Origin of the sequence: Pseudomonas sp. 7SR1 (assembly GCF_900156465.1) — a bacterium.
GTDB lineage: Bacteria > Pseudomonadota > Gammaproteobacteria > Pseudomonadales > Pseudomonadaceae > Aquipseudomonas.
On record NZ_LT707064.1, the window covers coordinates 3,378,348 to 3,395,565 of the forward strand.

Consider the following 17,218-nt stretch of genomic DNA (forward strand, 5'->3'; position numbering starts at 1 on the left):
GGTTGGTACGGACCCTTACGTTCCTCCATGAAGCCAGGAGACTTTTTCCATGAGCGAAGCAAACAGTGGACCGGGTCGAGTGACCCGGGAGCAGCGCGGTCATCTGATCCTGATCGGCCTCGATCGGGCCGGTAAGCGCAATGCATTCGATAGTGCCATGCTGAACGACCTTGCCCTGGCCCTGGGCGAGTACGAGCGCAATGACGAGCTGCGTTGCGCCGTCGTATTCGCCCATGGCGAGCACTTCACCGCGGGTCTCGATCTGATGGAGTTGACCCCCAAACTGGCTTCGGGAGGCTTCAGGTACCCGGATGAAGGCATCGACCCGTGGGGTGTGTCGAAACCGCGCCGCAGCAAACCGGTGGTGGTGGCCATCCAAGGCACTTGCTGGACCGCCGGTATCGAACTGATGCTCAACGCCGACATCGCGATTGCCGCCAGCAATGCCCGCTTCGCGCACTTGGAAGTGCTGCGTGGCATCTCGCCGTCCGGCGGGTCCACCGTGCGTTTCACCCAGGCTGCCGGCTGGACTGACGCCATGCGCTACATGCTGACCGGCGAGCCATTCAATGCCGCCGATGCGCTGCGCATGCGCCTGTTGACCGAGGTCGTTGAGCCCGGGCAGGAGCTGGCGCGTGCCATCGAGTACGCCGAACGCATCGCCAAGGCTGCGCCCCTGGCGATCAAGGCCACCCTGCAATCAGCCTTCCAGGCTCGCGACGAAGGCGCCGATGCGGCCCTCGGCAAGCTCAACGATCTGCTGTTCACCCTGATCAAGAGCGAAGACGTGCGCGAAGGCGTCATGGCGATGATGCAAAAGCGCGAACCGGTGTTCAGAGGTCGTTGATTCCTCAGGGCAGGGGTAAGCGATGCAGCAGCACCAGACACCGATGGCAGCGCGCGGTATAGCGCGTCTGTCTGAAGCCCAGCGGCCTGTTAAGGCGGATTCTTTGATGATCGAACAACTGACGCTGGTGGCGGACGATGGCTACCGCCTGGCCGCCAACCGATACTCGGCCCAAGGGCCATTGAAAGGCAATCTCATCATGGCGGGCGCGACGGGTGTGCAACAACGCTTCTACCGCCGCTTCGCCGAACATGCCAGCAGACAGGGCTTCAATGTCCTGACGATGGATTACCGGGGTGTCGGTGCGTCCGCCCCCGACTCCTTGAAAGGCTTCGAGATGTCCTACCTCGATTGGGGGCTGCGCGACCTGGCGGCGGCCGTCGAGTACATGGATGACGCAGAGACGGGGTTGTACTGGGTCGGTCACTCTTTCGGAGGGCATGCATTGGGATTGCTGCCCAACCACCGCAAGATCGCGGCGGCCTATTGTTTTGGCACAGGGGCCGGATGGGCCGGGTGGATGCCCAGGCTGGAGGCCATCAAGGTGCGTCTGTTGTGGCGATGCGTCCTGCCACTGATCGTGACGTACAAGGGCTACATGGCCTGGAGCCTGCTGGGAATGGGCGACGACCTGCCGCTGGGGGTCTACAAGGATTGGCGGCGCTGGTGTGTCTATCCCCATTACTTCTTCGATGACCCATCGATGGCGGCTGTCGCCGACCGCTACGCGCAGGTCCGTTCGCCTTGTGTGTTCGCCAACGCGGTGGATGATCCATGGGCGCCGCCTCGGTCGAGAGACGCCTTCATCAAGGGCTATCGCAATGTGCCGTTACGGGTCCGGGACCTGCATCCTGAAACGAAAAAGCAACCCATCGGCCATATGGGCTATTTCCGTCCAGACGCCGCGCCCCTCTGGGATGAGGTTCTCGGCTGGTTCATTGACCAAAAAGCCTGGCAGACGAGCCAACGGCCAATGAGCGATGCCTGAACGTCAATCCGCAATCTATCCCATGGGGATCATCGTCCGATGGGATAGTGCTTGATACGGCACGGGTGGCTATTGCCATCGCCTTTGCAGATGCCGTCCAGATAGCGATAGTCGACCTGCATGGATTGCCCTTTTCGAGGCCATTGCCGGCGAGGAAGCGTGGCCTGGTAATCGGCGGTTTCCGGCGTGAAGGTCAATGTTGACCCTTGCTCCGGACATTCCACCGAGGCTGACGCGGGGTTTGCCTTCAGGATCTTGGCTTGTAGTTGGGGGAATGGACGTTTCAATACGTCAGTAATCTCCAGGTCCATCTTGCAAATCTGCCAGGTTCCTGCCTGTGCGTGGCCACAGCACACCAGCAGTGCAAGAACCGATAACCCGTAGCGTGTTGCGTGAGATTTCATGATGGCTTGCCTGGGTTTCAGGTGTGTCGATGATGAAGCGATCAGACCTAGGATGCCCTGCGCGTTGAAATGCATCAAATCGTCGATCAGCGTAGAGACAGCGAAATGTCGGGCTATTATCGAGCCGACAACAGGAAGAAGGACCTTCACCGTGCAAATCTTCCCTGAGCTGCAGACCCGACGCCTTTTACTCTCGCCCCTGCAACTGAGCGACGCAGCGGCCATCCAGCAGCTGTTCCCTCATTGGGACGTGGTGCGTTATCTCGACAGTCGCGTGCCATGGCCATATCCCGATGACGGCGCGCTGGCGTACGTTCGCGACCAGGCACTTCCCGCCATGGCGGCGGGGCACGAATGGCACTGGATGATTCGCCTGCGCGAGGAGCCGTCCCCTTGCATCGGCAGCATCAGTCTGTATGACCAGCCCGGCAATAACCGAGGTTTCTGGCTGGCACCCCAATGGCAGGGGAAAGGCTATATGCGCGAAGCCTGCGAAGTCATCAATGTCTTTTGGTTCGAAACCCTGGGACGTCCCACGATGCGAGTCCCCAAGGCCGTCGGCAATCACGCCTCGCGCCGGATTTCGGAGCACGAGGGCATGCGTCTGGTGGCAACGGCTCAAGGGGATTTCGTTTGCGGGACTTTGCCCAAGGACATCTGGGAAATGACGCGGGAGAACTGGCTGGCAAGCACTGCTTCGCCCGACCCACAGCGCCCAGGGGGGCTGCAATAAATCCTTGAGGTTTCAGGACAATCAGAAACGCGAGCTCCCCCCAGCCGGACTGATCTACAATGCCGCACCTTCGCAGAGGCTGGCATTTCGTGGATGCTTTTTCCCTTGTCTATCAACAACTGATCGAGTGGGTCGTCGAGCCCGTCTGCGAACAGTTCTTCAGCCTCTTCAACCTGAACGGTCGTCTCGGGGCCTTGTTCCTCTGCGCTTCCTACGGGGTTGCCTATGGTCTTTATCGTTCGCGCAAGCACCGCGGCCTGACCCAGGCCCGTTCGTTCTGGCAATTCATCGGCGGCAGTCGGGTGTATTGGCATCCCTCGGCATTGCTCGATTACCGGTATTACTTCGTGCGGGCGATTCTCAAGGTTGCCCTGGTATTGCCCATCGTCCATCTGGTGGATCCTTACATCCTGCGTTCAGGAGACTACCTGGCTTTCTTCATCAATCTCTGGGGCGCGCGACCGCGCCTGGGGGAGAGTCTATCGCTGGCCTTGCTCTATGGGCTTGGGGTGTTCCTGGTGAAGGACTTTATCCACTACTGGGCGCACCGGGCGTTCCACTCGCGCTGGCTCTGGGCATTCCATAAGGTTCATCACTCGGCCCCGGTACTGGTGCCGGCCACGGCGAGTCGGGTGCATTTTTTGGAAAAGATTGTCGAGAAGCTCGCCGTCGGCGCTGGTCTTGGGCTGTACGTCGGAGGGTTCTGGTATGTCTGCGGCGACGAGGTCAGTCGCTACACATTGTTTGGGGTGACCTATCTGGTGTTCATCTTCAATGGTCTTGCGGCGAACCTGCGCCACACCCATGTCTGGCTGTCATTCGGCCCGGTGATGGAGCATCTGCTCAATAGCCCCGCCCAGCATCAGATCCACCACAGTGACGCGCCGCGCCATTTCAACCGGAATTTCGGTACTAATCTGTCACTCTGGGACTGGATGTTCGGCACGCTCCATGTCACCCGTTCTCAACCCGAAAGCCTGCGCTTCGGCACCGGCGAGCCGGAGCATGACCGTTACCAGACGGTCTATGGCTTGATTGTCACGCCGTTTGTCGAAACCGTGCGCAAAATCAGGGGAAGGCGAGGGCAGCGGATCGAGCCGCAAGCGCCAAGTCCATGAGAGCGCCACTGATCCTTTGGAACTGATTGGCAGGCAAATTCCTTATTACGTGTAGGACGCGTCTGTAGTTTTATCGCCATTTTTTACCGTTCAGCACTCGGTCGCAGCGCTATACGCCTCACATTCCAATCGCACATTCCCGTCCGGCACGGGATAATACGGCGCGGCTTGAGGACGCAAGCACTTCGCTTCGATGATAAGGCAGTTGGGAAGGATCGAACGCATGACAGACTGGCTGCAGAGCGATGGTGAAATGGCCGCCCAGGTAAGGCGTCATGATTGGGCCGGCACGGCCATCGGACCGCTGGAGCAATGGCCGGATGTGCTCAAGACGACCGTGGCGCTGAGCCTTGCTTCGCAGTTTCCCCAGGCCATTGTGTGGGGACCGGAGCTGATCACCCTGTACAACGACGCATTCATGGCCATTCTCGGCAACAAGCCCGACGCATTGGGTCGCGGGTTCGACGAGATCTGGCAGGAGGCATGGAGCGAGATCGGCCCCATCGTGCAGGGGGCCTTCGACGGGCAAGCGACCTATATCGAGAACTTCCCCTTGGTCATCGAGCGGGGCGGTGGCCCTGAACAGGCCTATTTCACCTTCTGCTACAGCCCTATCCGCGACCAGTTCGGCAAGGTGGTGGGCATGCTCGACACCGTCACCGAGACCACGTCCACCGTCTTCATGACCCAGCGCCTGGCCGTTCTCGATGCCATTGGCAGCGCGGTGGCCAACGCCACCGATCCACAGACCATCATGGCAACCACCACGCGCATCCTGGCGGCGCATCTGAACCTGTCCAACTGCGCATACGCGGACATGGAAGAAGACGAGGACGCCTTCACGATTCGTGGCGATTGGGCCAGGGTGGGGTCTGCGAGTATTGTCGGTCGCTATCGACTGGCGGATTTCGGTCGGCTGGCGGTCGCCAACCTGCGGGCCGGCAAGCCCCTGGTGATCAATGACAACCTGGCGGAGCTGGCGCCGGAAGAAGCCGCGACATTCCAGGCGATCGGCATCGCCGCCACCATCTGCGTCCCGCTGATCAAGAACGGACGTTTGACCGCCTTGATGGCGATCCACGATAAAACGCCTCGGGTCTGGTCTTCCAACGATCTGGCGCTGCTGCTGGAGGTCACCGAGCGCTCCTGGGCCCACATAGAGCGCGCCCGTGCCGATGCGGCGGTGCGCGAGGGGCTCGCGGCCCTGGCCGAACTGAACGCGACGCTGGAGGAGCGGGTCGAGGAGCGCACTACCCGGCTGCAGCAGACCGAAGCGGCACTGCGCCAGTCGCAGAAGCTCGAAGCCATTGGCCAGCTTACCGGGGGCGTGGCCCATGATTTCAATAACCTGCTGACCATTATCCGCTCCTCCATGGATTTCCTGCGCCTGCCCAACCTCAGCGATGAGCGCCGCCAGCGCTACATGACGGCGGTGTCCGAAACGGTAGAGCGTGCCGCCAAGCTGACCAGCCAGTTGCTGGCCTTCGCTCGGCGTCAGCCTTTGAAGCCGAAAGTCATCGATGTGGGCAAGCAGGTGCAGAGCCTGGGGGACATGCTGGAGACCATCACCGGGGCACGCATGCAGGTCAAGGTGCAGTTGTGCGAGCGTCCCTGCTTCGTCCGCGCGGACTTGAGCCAGTTCGAAACAGCCCTGATCAACATGGCGTTGAACGCTCGGGATGCCATGAGCGGGCAGGGCACGCTGTGGCTGCGACTCAAATGCGGTAAAGGCATGCCGCCGATCCGTGGCCACGCCGGGTCCGGGCAGGCTTTTGTCGCCGTCGCCCTGGCAGACACCGGCACGGGGATCGCGCCTGAGGTCCTCGAACACATTTTCGAGCCGTTCTTCACCACCAAGGAGGTGGGCAAGGGCACGGGATTGGGCTTGTCCCAAGTGTTTGGCTTTGCCAAGCAATCCGGTGGCAATGTCGATGTCTCGACTGTGGTCGGCGAGGGTACGGTGTTTACCCTGTACCTTCCCGAAGTGAAAGCCGAAAAGACAAAGGAGCCCGCGAAGGAGGAAGCAGTCGATCTGATCCTGGAGAAGGGCAAGCGGCGCGTGCTGGTGGTGGAGGACAACCTGGAGGTAGGCAAGTTTGCCAACCAGATCCTGCAGGACCTGGGTTACGAAACCGTCTGGGCTACCAATGCCGAGGAGGCGCTGGACCTGGCCGGCCCGGACGCCATGGCCTTCGATGCGGTGTTTTCCGACGTGGTCATGCCGGGTATCAGCGGTATCGCCCTGGCCAAGGAGCTGCGCCGGCGCCGCGAGAGCCTGCCGGTGGTGCTGACGTCAGGCTACAGCGAGGAACTGGCCCACAGTGGCCATGAGGGCTTCGAGTTCTTGTCCAAGCCCTATTCGGCCGATCAGGTTTCCCGGGTGCTTAGCCGGGCAATCGTGCGTACAGGTTGACTGTTTCCCTTCTGAAACAGTGGGTTCCATTCGTCGGTCAAGCGAGCATCGAATGAGCGGTCTGTTGATGACCGGCTAGTCTCAAGACTTGAAGATCGATATTTTCCAGGCAACGGTTGTTGCCGGTATCGGTCCCGACGAAAGGGGAAGGCGATGGGAGCATCCTACAGCGAGGACATCGGAGCCACTTATCCGATTAACGAAGGGTTGCAATGCGGTCAATCGGCTTATCGATCTGACTTCGGCGATGAGCCGATCAAGTCCATCAGGACCAGGGTGCCCAAAGTGCAACGTGGGGAGAAGGCCAAGTTCCTGCCCAGGGTCCCGGCCAGAAGGTAGCGACAGTCGCAGCCCCGTCAGTGGACGGGGCTTTTTGTTGGGGGACCGGATGCGCGCGCGTGCAGCATCGACCGGCGTGTAGATTTTTTCTTCATCTTTTTTGTCGACGTTTCTTTCACGTTTCTTTCACACTCGGCCGCGTAGTCTCAGCTCATCCGTTAGAAAGCAGTACCTGCCCGTTTCCCCAGCGGGCTTTTTTTTGCCTGTCATAAAACAACTCCTGCATTCGCTGTCCAACCGGCATGGTTGAGCCGTTTGGCGTAAACTCGCGCCCGCGCGCAGCGGCCATTTTTCCCGATGCGGCATTTTCGAGGTTTTTATCATGCGTTTGACTTTGTCCACCCTGGTGCTTGGGCTTGTGATTGCCCAAGGTGCGATGGCGGCTGGCGATGGAACCGCTGCAATCGGCGGTGGCCTTGGCGGTGTCTTGGGTAATGTGGTTGGCCAGCAGATGGGCGGTAGCACAGGTGCCGCCATCGGTGCCGGTGTCGGCGGTGCGGCCGGCAGCGCGGTGGGGGCTCGCAAGGGCAGTCGTACAGAAGCAGCCATCGGCGGCGGCCTGGGGTCGGCCGGTGGTTCGATCGTCGGCAATCGCTTGGGTGGCTCAACGGGTTCCACCATTGGCGCGGGCATTGGCGGCGCAGCAGGCGGAGCCCTGGGCAGCAACCTGTCCAACGACAACGACGGGCACTCCGGCAAGAAACACAAGCACAAGAAAAAGCATCGCTGAGGTGATGCCTGAATGAGAAAACCCGGCCCCCGTGCCGGGTTTTTCTTTCTCGGGGATTTGTCCGGAACGTTTACCTTCCTCTCGCCTCGAATCCATACATCCATCTGCAATTGCGAGGTGTGCCATGACGCCGGAAACAGAAGGCAAGGAAGAGAAAGGTCCGTCGGGCCTTCCTTTCGTCAATGATCCGGGCAATGAGGATCCCGGTTCCCTGATGGACGACGCTCAGGTCCCCCTGATCGACGATGAAGACGCCGAGCTTGAGGAAGAATCCTACGATTGAGGTCGGTTCATCCGCCTCTGGAGGTTGCCATGACTGCCAATTCACCTGCCCCCGACGAAGATGAAACGCCGGAATACCCACTGCCATCACCCACGGACTCCCTGAGCCGGGACCAGCGTCCGCCGGATGACGAGGCCGGCATCGAGCAGGTGCCCGAAGAGGATGACAGCGTCGAAGCGACCCCGGATGACCCGGACATCGCCGGTGACGATGCTTCCGGTAAACCCAGCTGAACGCCGCAAGAGCGGCCGCCTGTCGATTTCGGGGCACCATCGGCGTCTCCTGGCGGCCACACATCAGGTAGGTACCTTGAAAAGGAGACTCACCATGATGAAATCACACCTGGCGGCGATGACACTCGCCGGCATTCTTTCGACCAGTTCGCTGGCGGCTTTCGCACAGACCACGGGCGATAATCCACCCGTGGACAAAGGTGGAATGCCACCTTCCACCCAGATGGATGCCGGTTCCACGACCGACACCAGCGGTAACGCCTTGCCCCCTGGCTCTGTCAGTGGTGGTAACGGCGGCGACGCCAGCGGCAGCAGCACCAGCCCTGGCACAGGGACCGGTTCGACCAGTGGGGGCAGTTCCATGGGTGGCGATGCCTCCAGCAGCGGGACCGGAGCCGGCACCACCGACAGTGGTGGTAGCTCAGGCGGATCCAGCGGGTCGAGCCAATAAGATAGATGAGCATTGACGGTGGGCACTGTAGGAGCTGGCGAGGGAAAGCTCGCCAGCTCCTACAGATTGCGCATGTACCTGTCGTAAGATTTTTCGTTGCCTGTTCCAACTCCCCCTCGTTATCCTGCTGAATCCTTTAAGGCGCACACCTCATCCTGGACGTACCTGAGCCATTTTCCGGAATGTAGTGTTGATAACGGATCCGCTGCGATGAAAGCACCGCACAAAGAGTTTGGCCCGATCAAGGCTGTGATATTCGACATGGATGGTCTGTTGCTGGATACCGAGGGCATCTACACCGAAGTCACCTCCATCATTGCCGAGCGTTACGGACGTACGTTCGATTGGAGTGTGAAGCAGAATATCATCGGCCGTGGCGCCGGGGACCTGGCTCGCTACGTGGTCGAGGCGCTGGAGCTGCCGATCACCCCCGAGGAGTTCCTGGTGATCCGCGAACCGCTCATGCGCGAGCGGTTTCCTCATGCCCTGGGGATGCCCGGTGCCGAGGAGCTGGTGCGGCATCTGAAGGCCCATGATGTGCCGATCGCGGTGGGCACCAGCTCGTCGAGCCATACGTTCAAGCTCAAGACCACTTTGCACCGAGACTGGTTCGCCCTGTTCGATTTCATCGTCACGGCGGACGATCCCGAGGTGGGAGCGGCAAAACCGGCGCCGGATATCTTCCTCACCGCGGCGCGGCGCCTGGGCGTGGCGCCGCGAGATTGCCTGGTGTTCGAAGACTCGCCATTCGGTGTCACCGCAGCCAAGGCGGCCGGCATGACAGCCATCGCGGTGCCGGACTCGGCCATGGCCGATGAGAAATACGCCCATGCCGACGCGATCATCCGTTCTTTGAAGCTGTTCCAGCCGGCCTTGTGCGGTCTGCCGCAGCTTGAGTGGGCCTGAGAAAACAAAGCAAAACGCCGGTCATGGTCGAGCCATGGCCGGCGTTTTCCGCATGGGCCGGGTCAGGCGCCGAAACCACCGTCGATGGTCAGGCTGGCCCCCGTGATATACGCCGCTTCCGGACCGGCCAGATACGCAACGAAACTGGCGATTTCATCCACATTGCCATAGCGACCGATGGCCATCAGTGACATCAGGCTGCCAGCGAACTCGCTGTCGGCCGGGTTCATGTCGGTGTCCACCGGGCCGGGTTGCACGTTATTGACCGTAATGCCCCGTGGGCCGAGATCGCGGGCCATGCCTTTGGTCAGGCCCACCAGCGCCGCTTTGCTCATGGCGTAGGGTGCACCTCCGGCGAAGGGCATGCGATCGGCGTTGGTGCTACCGATGTTGATCACCCGACCTCCTTCCTTCATATGCCGCGCAGCCTCCTGGGTCGCGATGAACACGCTGCGCACGTTGACGGCCAGGGTCTGGTCGAAATCCTCCAGCTTGAATTCTTCCAGCGGTGCCATTGCCAGGATCCCGGCGTTATTGACCAGGATGTCCAGCCCGCCGAAGGCTTCGACAGTGGCGTTGACAGCATTGCGGATCGCCTCGGCGTCGGCGCTGTCGGCCTTGATTGCCAGGGCCTTGCCGCCGGCGGCGATGAGGCTGTTCTGCAGTTCCTCGGATTTGGCCGCGGAGCTGACGTAGGTGAAGGCCACCGCGGCGCCTTCGGCGACCAGGCGTTTGACGATGGCGGCGCCGATGCCGCGGGAACCGCCCTGGATCAAGGCGACTTTACCGTTCAGTGTTTGAGTGCTCATGGTGTTTCTCCAAAGTATGCCGGGGCGAGAGGCCACGGGGATGGAGCGAGTATCGGGATCGGATCGCCGGCTGTGTAGACCGCCATTGATATAGTCTGTGTAAACCAGAAGTTTAGAGTGGCGCTTATGGAGACCTTCAGCAGTATCGAATGCTTTGTGCGCAGTGCCGAAGTCGGCAGCTTTGCCGAAGCCGCCCGGCGACTGAGTATTACCCCGGCGGCGGTGGGCAAGAATGTCGCCAGGCTCGAAGCACGGCTGGGGGTGCGCCTGTTCCAGCGCAGTACCCGCAGGCTGACCCTGACCGAGGCCGGTCATTTGTTTTTGAGCGAAGTGAGCGGCAGCCTCAATACCATCCAGAACGCGGTCGCCAACCTGGCCAGCGCCGGTGGGCAGCCGGCAGGTACGTTGAAGGTGAGCATGGGCACGGCATTCGGACGACTGTATGTGGTGCCATTGCTGGGGCAGTTTCTACGACGCTTCCCGGCGATCAGCCCGGACTGGCACTTCGATAACCGACAGGTCGACCTGATCGGCCAGGGTTTCGATGCGGCCATCGGGGGTGGTTTCGAGTTGCCCCAAGGCGTGGTGGCACGCAAGCTGGCGGTGGCCCATCGGGTACTGGTGGCCTCACCGGGTTACCTGCAGGAGCACGCCGCGGTGCTGGAGCCGGACGACCTGGCGAACCATCAGGGCATCCTGATCCGTTCGCCCCAGACCGGGCGCATTCGCTCCTGGCAACTGACCAGTCATACCGGGCAGCACAGTCCGCTGATGCTCAAGGCGCGCATGACCATGAGTGACTCGGAAGCCGACTGTGCGGCCGCGGCCCAGGGGCTGGGCATTGGACTGGTGAGCATGCCGGTGGCCGTTCCGTTCCTGGAGTCCGGCGAACTGCAGCGGGTATTGCCGGACTGGTATGTGGATGATGGCAACATTTCCATCTATTACGCCGAGCACAAGTTGCTGCCGGGCAAGACCCGAGCCTTCGTGGATTTCATCATCGAACAGTTTGCCGAGCAGGAATGGGCGCAGCGGTTCAGGGCCGTTTGAGACCACTCGCCCATCGCAGCACGATCGCGATGGGCACGACGTGTCTCAGCGCCCGAACCGCCCCGGCCAGCCGATGATGGTCTTGGGCCGAGGTGTCGCGTAGGTGCGGACCTTGGAAGTGGATAACCCCAGTCGCACCAGGGATTCGGCGATGGTCACCGCCGCGGTCACCCCATCCACCACCGGCACCCCGGTGCATTGGCGGATCCGTTCATCGAGCCCGGCCATGCCGCCGCATCCCAAGCAGATCACCTCGGCCTTGTCCTGGCTCACCGCCAGTTCCGCCTGCTGCACAATGGCTTCGACGGCCCGTTGCGGGTCCTGCTCCAGCTCCAGCACCGCCAGGCCACTGGCCCTGACCGATGCACACCGGTCGTACAGGCCGGAGAGCTTGAGCCGGTCTTCGATCAGCGGCACGGTGCGGTCCAGGGTGGTGACCACTGAATACGCATGGCCCAGGAACATCGCGGTGCTGGCGGCGGCGTCGGTGATATCCACCACCGGCACGTCGAGCAGCTCCTGCAGGCCTTCGCGGCCATGCTCGCCATAACCGGCCTGGATCACGGCGTCGAACGGCTGATCGTAGGACATCACTCGGTCCATCACTGCGATGGCGGCCAGGTAACTTTCGAAGTTGCCTTCGACCGAGTCGGCCCCGAAATGCGGCGTGAGCCCGACAATCTCCGTACCTGGGGCGGCCACGGCCTGCGCCTGGCGGGCAATGGCCTGGGTGATGGACTCGGTGGTGTTGACGTTGACTACGAGAATTCGCATGGGCTTTCCTTGAGGTGAGATAAGCGGCCCGAGCCGGGCAGGCCGCGTTGAAATCGGGCTTCAGTGGCTGACGTTATCCACGGCGATGGATTCACCGCTGACATCTTCGTAAAACGGCTGCCGCTTGGCGATCGCCAGGTAGAGCAGCCCGGCGATCCCGGCGCCGATCAACCAGGAGAACGGTGAAACGCTGTCGAAGCCGGGCACCAGCGCCAGGACGATGGCAATCAGGGCCGCCGGAATGAATGCCGCCACCGCACGCAGGTTGACCCCCTTGCTATAGAAATAGGCGCCATCGGGGTCTTCGCTGTAGAGCTGTGGCACATTGATCCGGCCTTTTCTGATCAACCAGTAGTCGACCATGATCACGCCATACAGCGGCCCGAGCAGCGCACCGAGGCCGGACAGGAAATACACGATCACCAGCGGGCTGTTATAGAGATTCCACGGCAGGATCAGCACGGCGATGGCGGCGCTGATCAGTCCGGCCCGGCGGAACGTCAGGTATCTGGGGGCCAGGTTGCTGAGCACGAAGGCCGGTGCGACGAAATTGGCCATGATGTTCACGGCCACGGTGACGATGAGGAACGCCAGGCAGCCAAGCACCAGTAAAAAGGTGTTGGGGATCGAGGCGATGACCTGGGTCGGGCTTTCGATGATCTGCCCGTTGATCTGGAACTGCGCACCGCACAGCAGGATCGTGATTGCGGCGAAAACCAGGATATTGACCGGCAGGCCCCAGAAGTTGCCGACGACGATGGTTCGGCGGCAGGGCGAAGAACGCGCGAAGTCGCAGAAGTTGAGTACCAGGGTGCCGTAGATCGCCAGCCACAACGCGCCGCCGGCGAAAATGTTGCGCCACATCTCGGCACCGCTCAGCGGTTCACGGATCGACCAGGCAATGGTGGCGCCGGCCTGGGTGTACATCCAACCGGCCAGGGCGGCGACGGTGACGAGAATCACCGGCCCGGCAAAGCCTTCGTAGCGGCGTACCATTTCCATGCCATAGGCCAGGATCAACAACTGCACGAACCAGATCACCACGAAACACACCCAGCCCAGGCTCGACAGGCCCAGGATCGAGTCCTGGTCGTAGTCGGCGAAGCCCGGGTGGATGGCGGTCAGCAATACCCGAAAGACCACCGACGCAAGGTAGGTCTGGATACCGAACCAGGCGATGGCGATAACCGCCCTGATCAACGCAGGAATCTGCGCGCCGTGGATGCCGAAACTGATCCGGCTGATGACGGGAAACGGCACTCCGGTCTTCTGCCCCATGTAGCCGGACAGGTTCATGAAGCCATAGACCAGCGCGGCACCGATCCCCAGGGACAGCAGGATCTGCCAGCCGCCCAGGCCCAGCGCATACAGGCCGATGGCGAAGGAATAGTTGGCGATGTTGTGTACGTCGTTGGTCCACAGGGCAAAGATGCTGTATCGACCCCAGCGCCGGCCCTCGGCCTTGGTCGGCGCCAGGTCCTTGTTGTGCAGCCTGGGGCTCAGGATCAGGGGGGCTGTGGTTCGGGTATCCGCGGCAGTGGTGGAGGAGGGTAGATCCAGTGCGATGTCATTGGAGAGGCTAGTACGCATTCCGGCAGGCTCCTGATCCTCGATGCCGCGATGACTGTGCATGAGCGCATGGCTCGACAAATCTTCGTCGCGGCGGGCGAGCATCCTTGGTCAAGGGGCATCTGCAGCCTGTACGGGATAGGGCGCTTCAGGCTTGCGGAGCTAAAGTGTGTGTAGGTTTTATTTGATTTGTATACAAAACACATGTCGACTCAAGCCATATCTATGCCAGCTTCGGATCTAAAGCTTTCTGCCTTGATTTCGTTTCGTTATTTGTTTCGTATAAGTCACTGAAAAAAGGTCGTTATAAATTGACCAATCGAACAGGTATTTATTTTCAGGACGCGAGCTTTCGCCAGGAAGGAAAAATGCGATGGGGAGGGCAGGTGTAACTTTTCGGGGCATTACGGGAATAAGTGCACACAAAAATGGCACCTGAGGTGACATTTTTGTGTACAGGTTGCCGGCGCGTCACGCCATGGCCAGCAGGTCATCCCTACCGCTTCCTTCAAAGTTCGAAGCGGTCGCGGGTTGAGGGATCAGGCCTTGGATTTGCTGATGATGTTACCGGCATGCAGGCCACATTCTTTCTGCGTGGCTTCTTCCCACCACCAGCGACCTTCGCGCTCATGCTGGTTCGGCAGCACCGGGCGGGTGCAGGGTTCGCAGCCGATGCTGATGAACCCCCGTTCATGCAAGCTGTTGTAAGGCAGCTCAAGCATGCGGATATAGCCCCAGACTTCCTCGCTGGTCATCTGCGACAGCGGATTGAATTTGTACAGGGTGCGTTCCGGGGTCGAGAATGCTGTGTCGATCTCCAGCACGGCCACCTGGCTGCGGGTCCCGGGGCTCTGGTCGCGACGCTGGCCGGTGGCCCATGCGCGGACATCGGCCAGTTTGCGTCGCAATGGTTCGATCTTGCGGATGCCGCAGCACTCGCCATGACCGTCCTTATAGAAACTGAACAGGCCTTTTTCCTTCACGAACGGCTCCAGTTTCGTATGGTCCGGCGAAATCACCTCGATATCGATCTTGTAGTGTTCGCGCACCTGATCGATGAACCGGTAGGTTTCCGGGTGCAGGCGACCGGTGTCGAGGCTGAACACCTTGACGTTCTTGTTCAGCTTCCAGGCCATGTCCACCAGCACCACGTCCTCGGCGCCGCTGAAAGATATCCACAGGTCGTCGCCGAACTCGGCGAAGGCCAGCTTGAGGATGTCTTGTGGAGACTTGTTGGCATAGGTCGTGGCGAGTTCCACGACGTCAAACGATGGGCTCATCAGGGCGGTTTCCTACAGGTCGGTGGCGCTGAGCGCTCTATAGGAGGCCGATGGTAACAAAAGCGGCCGGGACTGGCGCGCTCCTGTGCGAATGGCTAGAGTCGGCAAGCCTTTTGTTCGCTCAACCGACAGACATCAATAATGGGAGTGTCCTGTGGAAATTGCCTGCCTCGACCTGGAGGGTGTATTGGTCCCGGAAATCTGGATCGCCTTCGCTGAAAAAACCGGGATTCAATCCCTCAGGGCAACCACTCGGGACATTCCCGACTACGACGTGCTGATGAAACAGCGGTTGCGCATCCTCGACGAACACGGGCTCAAGCTTTCCGATATCCAGGAGGTGATCGCCACCCTCCAGCCGCTGGACGGCGCCATCGAGTTCGTCGACTGGCTGCGGGAACGCTTCCAGGTGGTGATTCTTTCGGACACGTTCTACGAGTTTTCCCAACCCTTGATGCGGCAGCTGGGTTTTCCCACCTTGTTGTGCCATCGCCTGATCACGGATGAGAGCGGGCGGGTCACCGGGTATCAACTGCGTCAGAAAGATCCCAAGCGGCAGTCGGTCCTGGCATTCAAGAGTTTGTACTACCGGGTGATTGCCGCGGGAGATTCCTACAATGACACCACAATGCTCGGCGAAGCCGACGCCGGCATCCTGTTCCATGCCCCGGATAATGTGATCCGTGAGTTCCCGCAGTTCCCGGCGGTGCACAGCTTCGCCGAGTTGAAGCAGGAATTCATCAAGGCGTCGAACCGCAATCTCAGCCTGTAGGTAAAAAACCTGTGGGAGCGACGCTTGTTCGCGATAGCGGTGTGCCAGTCGGCTCCAGTGCTGCTGACCCAACGCAATCGCGAGCAAGCTCGCTCCCACAGGAGATGGTGTGGTCACTAAAGGTTCTGCAAGGTTTCCAGCAAGACCCTGACCTTGGTAATCGACTCCTGATACTCCGCCTGCCAGTCCGAGTCCGCGACAATCCCGCCGCCGCCCCAGCAGCACACCTGTCCATCCTTGACCAGCAGGCTGCGGATGGCGATGGAGCTGTCCATCTCCCCACGTACGTCCAGGTACAGCAACGAACCGCAATAGAGGCCGCGCCGGGTCGGTTCGAGCTCGTCGATGATCTGCATGGCGCGGATCTTCGGTGCGCCCGTGATGGAGCCGCCGGGGAAACTGCCGGCGATCAGGTCCAGGGCGTCTTTGCGCTCGGCCAGTTCGCCGGTCACGCTGCTGACCAGATGGTGTACGTTCGGGTAGCTTTCCAGGCTGAAGAGTTCCGGTACCCGCACCGAGCCGATGCGGCAGGTACGGCCCAGATCGTTGCGAAGCAAGTCGACGATCATCAGGTTCTCCGCCCGGTCCTTGGGGCTGGCAAGCAGCTCGGCGGCATGGGCGGCGTCTTCGCCAGGCGTGCTGCCACGGGGGCGGGTGCCCTTGATGGGACGGGTTTCGACGTGGCCCTCGCTGACCCTGACGAAACGCTCGGGCGACAGGCTCAGCACCGCGCCGCCATCCGGCAGGCTCTGGAAGCCCGAGAACGGTGTCGGGCAAGCCGCTCGCAGTGCCTGGTACGCAACCCAGGCATCACCCTGGCAAGGCGCCCGGAAGCGCTGGGCAAAATTCACCTGGTAACAGTCACCAGCCTGGATATAGGCCTGGATCCGGTCGATTGCCTGTCGATAGGTTTCGGCGCTGAGGTCCGGCGCCATAGGTCCTTCGAGCCTGAAAGCGCTGGCGGGCATCGGGGTGGTCCGGCTGAACAGCTCGATCAGACGCTGGCGTTCGCTTTCGCCACAATGAGGGTGGAACACCAATTGGCTGGTGCCGGCCTGATGGTCGCTGACAAGCGCCCAGTCATAGACGCCGAAGCAGGCATCGGGCAGTTGCAGGTCGTCCTGGGCCTGGGAAGGCAGGGTTTCCAGGTGTCGGCCGAAGTCATAGCTCAAGTAGCCGATCAAGCCGCCCGCGAAGGGCAATTGCACCGTGGACGGCAGCGCCGCGTCGCCCAGTTGGGTCAGCTGAATGCGCAGGCGTTGCAGGAAGTCACTGCCGCTCTCGTTCGGCATCACCGCCAATTGTGTCAGTGGCCATGCGCTGAGCACGTCATAACGTCCGCGTTCGGCACTCGGCCGGCCACTGTCGAGCAGCACGCTGCCCGGGGCATGACGAATCGCCGCGAAATACTCGGCAGGGTTGGCGCGGTAAGGTAACGGGTGTACGGAGCAGGTTGGCATGGGCGGGGCGGGTCAGCCATTCAGGCGGGGGAGCGATTGTAATCCCCCGTAGGATTTGC

The 17,218-nt window shown here is 61.0% G+C and carries 18 protein-coding genes; 12 read left to right on the forward strand and 6 right to left on the reverse strand.

Going from position 1 to position 17,218, the window contains the following annotated elements; translation table 11 throughout:
• Window positions 1–49 precede the first annotated feature (49 nt).
• Together BW992_RS15455 and BW992_RS15460 are read left to right on the forward strand one after the other, a co-directional pair.
• Window positions 50–847 carry a crotonase/enoyl-CoA hydratase family protein gene (locus tag BW992_RS15455; protein ID WP_072393216.1) on the forward strand — a complete coding sequence of 266 codons (798 nt, stop codon included), beginning with the start codon at window positions 50–52 and terminating at the stop codon, window positions 845–847.
• A 106-nt stretch (window positions 848–953) separates the two neighbouring features.
• Window positions 954–1,835, forward strand: a complete 882-nt coding sequence (locus BW992_RS15460; RefSeq protein WP_072431831.1) for an alpha/beta hydrolase family protein — start codon at window positions 954–956, stop codon at window positions 1,833–1,835.
• A 29-nt stretch (window positions 1,836–1,864) separates the two neighbouring features.
• On the opposite strand, the gene BW992_RS15465 is transcribed toward BW992_RS15460, so the two are convergent.
• A complete protein-coding gene (locus BW992_RS15465) occupies window positions 1,865–2,389 on the reverse strand; it encodes a hypothetical protein (protein WP_371128593.1) in 525 nt (174 codons plus the stop codon).
• Window position 2,390: 1 nt separating this feature from the next.
• On the opposite strand from BW992_RS15465, the gene BW992_RS15470 reads away from it, so the two are divergent.
• The 8 genes from BW992_RS15470 (at window position 2,391) to BW992_RS15505 (ending at window position 9,445) form a co-directional block, all read left to right on the forward strand.
• The gene (locus BW992_RS15470) at window positions 2,391–2,972 is read left to right on the forward strand and encodes a GNAT family N-acetyltransferase (protein ID WP_072393210.1); all 582 of its coding nucleotides are present in this window, start codon (window positions 2,391–2,393) and stop codon (window positions 2,970–2,972) included.
• An 89-nt stretch (window positions 2,973–3,061) separates the two neighbouring features.
• Complete coding sequence (locus BW992_RS15475; RefSeq protein WP_076407343.1) at window positions 3,062–4,090, forward strand: sterol desaturase family protein; 1,029 nt, start codon at window positions 3,062–3,064, stop codon at window positions 4,088–4,090.
• A gap of 223 nt (window positions 4,091–4,313) precedes the next feature.
• Window positions 4,314–6,503: a GAF domain-containing hybrid sensor histidine kinase/response regulator gene (locus BW992_RS15480; RefSeq protein WP_076406509.1), complete on the forward strand. Its 2,190-nt coding sequence runs from the start codon at window positions 4,314–4,316 to the stop codon at window positions 6,501–6,503.
• A 661-nt stretch (window positions 6,504–7,164) separates the two neighbouring features.
• Window positions 7,165–7,572: a glycine zipper domain-containing protein gene (locus BW992_RS15490; RefSeq protein WP_072393204.1), complete on the forward strand. Its 408-nt coding sequence runs from the start codon at window positions 7,165–7,167 to the stop codon at window positions 7,570–7,572.
• Between the two features lie 124 nt (window positions 7,573–7,696).
• Window positions 7,697–7,855 (forward strand): hypothetical protein, encoded by a 159-nt coding sequence (locus tag BW992_RS27080; protein WP_165887350.1) that lies wholly within the window; start codon window positions 7,697–7,699, stop codon window positions 7,853–7,855.
• Window positions 7,856–7,884: 29 nt separating this feature from the next.
• On the forward strand, window positions 7,885–8,088 hold the full coding sequence (locus tag BW992_RS15495) for a hypothetical protein (RefSeq protein ID WP_072393201.1): 204 nt from the start codon (window positions 7,885–7,887) through the stop codon (window positions 8,086–8,088).
• A 94-nt stretch (window positions 8,089–8,182) separates the two neighbouring features.
• Window positions 8,183–8,539 carry a hypothetical protein gene (locus tag BW992_RS15500; protein WP_072393198.1) on the forward strand — a complete coding sequence of 119 codons (357 nt, stop codon included), beginning with the start codon at window positions 8,183–8,185 and terminating at the stop codon, window positions 8,537–8,539.
• 210 nt (window positions 8,540–8,749) lie between these two features.
• Entirely contained in the window at window positions 8,750–9,445 is a 696-nt protein-coding gene (locus tag BW992_RS15505; protein WP_072393195.1) for an HAD-IA family hydrolase, read from the forward strand.
• Between the two features lie 62 nt (window positions 9,446–9,507).
• Here the strand turns inward: BW992_RS15505 and BW992_RS15510 are convergent, their stop codons facing one another.
• Window positions 9,508–10,254 (reverse strand): 3-oxoacyl-ACP reductase family protein, encoded by a 747-nt coding sequence (locus BW992_RS15510; RefSeq protein WP_072393192.1) that lies wholly within the window; start codon window positions 10,252–10,254, stop codon window positions 9,508–9,510.
• 126 nt (window positions 10,255–10,380) lie between these two features.
• Between BW992_RS15510 and BW992_RS15515 the strand changes: the two genes are divergently transcribed.
• Window positions 10,381–11,304: a LysR family transcriptional regulator gene (locus BW992_RS15515; protein WP_072393188.1), complete on the forward strand. Its 924-nt coding sequence runs from the start codon at window positions 10,381–10,383 to the stop codon at window positions 11,302–11,304.
• Between the two features lie 45 nt (window positions 11,305–11,349).
• Here BW992_RS15515 and BW992_RS15520 read toward each other — a convergent pair whose 3' ends face one another.
• The 3 genes from BW992_RS15520 to BW992_RS15530 form a co-directional block, all read right to left on the reverse strand.
• Complete coding sequence (locus BW992_RS15520) at window positions 11,350–12,078, reverse strand: aspartate/glutamate racemase family protein (RefSeq protein ID WP_072393184.1); 729 nt, start codon at window positions 12,076–12,078, stop codon at window positions 11,350–11,352.
• Between the two features lie 60 nt (window positions 12,079–12,138).
• The gene (locus tag BW992_RS15525) at window positions 12,139–13,668 is read right to left on the reverse strand and encodes an NCS1 family nucleobase:cation symporter-1 (RefSeq protein ID WP_072394102.1); all 1,530 of its coding nucleotides are present in this window, start codon (window positions 13,666–13,668) and stop codon (window positions 12,139–12,141) included.
• 518 nt (window positions 13,669–14,186) lie between these two features.
• Window positions 14,187–14,927, reverse strand: coding sequence for a phosphoadenylyl-sulfate reductase (locus BW992_RS15530; protein WP_072393181.1), 741 nt, complete (start codon window positions 14,925–14,927; stop codon window positions 14,187–14,189).
• A gap of 154 nt (window positions 14,928–15,081) precedes the next feature.
• Here BW992_RS15530 and thrH point away from each other — a divergent pair, with 154 nt between their 5' ends.
• A complete protein-coding gene (gene thrH, locus BW992_RS15535; RefSeq protein WP_072431836.1) occupies window positions 15,082–15,699 on the forward strand; it encodes a bifunctional phosphoserine phosphatase/homoserine phosphotransferase ThrH in 618 nt (205 codons plus the stop codon).
• A gap of 116 nt (window positions 15,700–15,815) precedes the next feature.
• On the opposite strand, the gene pabB is transcribed toward thrH, so the two are convergent.
• The gene (gene pabB, locus BW992_RS15540) at window positions 15,816–17,159 is read right to left on the reverse strand and encodes an aminodeoxychorismate synthase component I (protein WP_072459197.1); all 1,344 of its coding nucleotides are present in this window, start codon (window positions 17,157–17,159) and stop codon (window positions 15,816–15,818) included.
• Window positions 17,160–17,218 lie beyond the last annotated feature (59 nt).

What these genes read in the sequence shown, in the direction of transcription:
- BW992_RS15455 (WP_072393216.1), top strand. Translation starts at nt 50, where the DNA reads ATGAGCGAAGCAAACAGTGGACCGGGTCGAGTGACCCGGGAGCAGCGC.
- BW992_RS15460 (WP_072431831.1), top strand. Translation starts at nt 954, where the DNA reads ATGATCGAACAACTGACGCTGGTGGCGGACGATGGCTACCGCCTGGCC.
- BW992_RS15480 (WP_076406509.1), top strand. Translation starts at nt 4,314, where the DNA reads ATGACAGACTGGCTGCAGAGCGATGGTGAAATGGCCGCCCAGGTAAGG.
- BW992_RS15490 (WP_072393204.1), top strand. Translation starts at nt 7,165, where the DNA reads ATGCGTTTGACTTTGTCCACCCTGGTGCTTGGGCTTGTGATTGCCCAA.
- BW992_RS27080 (WP_165887350.1), top strand. Translation starts at nt 7,697, where the DNA reads ATGACGCCGGAAACAGAAGGCAAGGAAGAGAAAGGTCCGTCGGGCCTT.
- BW992_RS15495 (WP_072393201.1), top strand. Translation starts at nt 7,885, where the DNA reads ATGACTGCCAATTCACCTGCCCCCGACGAAGATGAAACGCCGGAATAC.
- BW992_RS15500 (WP_072393198.1), top strand. Translation starts at nt 8,183, where the DNA reads ATGATGAAATCACACCTGGCGGCGATGACACTCGCCGGCATTCTTTCG.
- BW992_RS15505 (WP_072393195.1), top strand. Translation starts at nt 8,750, where the DNA reads ATGAAAGCACCGCACAAAGAGTTTGGCCCGATCAAGGCTGTGATATTC.
- BW992_RS15510 (WP_072393192.1), bottom strand. Translation starts at nt 10,254, where the DNA reads ATGAGCACTCAAACACTGAACGGTAAAGTCGCCTTGATCCAGGGCGGT.
- BW992_RS15515 (WP_072393188.1), top strand. Translation starts at nt 10,381, where the DNA reads ATGGAGACCTTCAGCAGTATCGAATGCTTTGTGCGCAGTGCCGAAGTC.
- BW992_RS15520 (WP_072393184.1), bottom strand. Translation starts at nt 12,078, where the DNA reads ATGCGAATTCTCGTAGTCAACGTCAACACCACCGAGTCCATCACCCAG.
- BW992_RS15525 (WP_072394102.1), bottom strand. Translation starts at nt 13,668, where the DNA reads ATGCGTACTAGCCTCTCCAATGACATCGCACTGGATCTACCCTCCTCC.
- BW992_RS15530 (WP_072393181.1), bottom strand. Translation starts at nt 14,927, where the DNA reads ATGAGCCCATCGTTTGACGTCGTGGAACTCGCCACGACCTATGCCAAC.
- pabB (WP_072459197.1), bottom strand. Translation starts at nt 17,159, where the DNA reads ATGCCAACCTGCTCCGTACACCCGTTACCTTACCGCGCCAACCCTGCC.